The 809-nt window shown below is 52.4% G+C and carries 1 protein-coding gene; it reads right to left on the bottom strand.

Translation table 11 applies throughout. The features are described 5' to 3' along the window. Positions 1-133: 133 nt before the first annotated feature. The coding region (locus tag Q0835_RS30010; RefSeq protein ID WP_298967151.1) for an IS6 family transposase at positions 134-809 on the bottom strand (676 nt) is incomplete at its 5' end.

The following is an 809-nucleotide window of genomic DNA, read 5'->3' on the forward strand; positions in this document are numbered from 1 at the left end:
CCGCGCTCTTCCATGATTTCCTCCAGATCCCGGTAGGAAACTCCATAGCGTACATAAAAGAAAACTGCGAAAAGAACGGCTCTGTTGCAAATGTCGAATTTGGACGGATTCCGGCGTGTTAGCGCCTCTCGGTTCAAGCTTCGACATCCTGAAGATGGTTTTCCAACATGGTTACGGCTTCAGATAGAGCACATGGACCGATGCCAAACGCTCTTTCGACAATACGGGCCTCGCCAAGGATGTCATTCGTGAAGTTGAAGATGCCGGCTTGGCCCTTGCGCAGAGCAAGCATGACCTCAAAACCCTTGATTGTCGCATAGGCGGACTTCAACGTTTTGAACCCACGCACTGGCCGGATCAGTTGTTTCAGCTTGCCGTGATCGGCCTCAACGACGTTGTTCAGATAATTGACCTGGCGATGCTCGGTTTCTTCGGGACATTTGCCTTCCGCTTTCAACTCGGAAATGGCCGCGCTGTATGTTGGCGCTTTGTCTGTGTTGATTGTATGAGGCTTTTCCCAGTCTTTCAGACCTCTCAACGCTTTGCCAAGAAACCGCTTCGCTGCCTTGGTATTGCGGGTGGCAGAGAGGTAGAAATCGATGGTATTGCCGAACTTATCCACCGCCCGGTAGAGATACGTCCACTTCCCGCGAACCTTGATGTAAGTTTCGTCGACACGCCAACTACCTGAAGCGGGCCGACGCCATTGCCAACGCAGCCGTTTTTCCATTTCTAGGCCGTGTGGACGGATTTGATCAAGATGAAGGCCGCGGCGATTGCGACGATGGAGCGGAAGTTTCTGGCGGTTT

The organism is uncultured Roseibium sp. (genome assembly GCF_947499295.1).
Taxonomy (GTDB): Bacteria; Pseudomonadota; Alphaproteobacteria; order Rhizobiales; family Stappiaceae; genus Roseibium.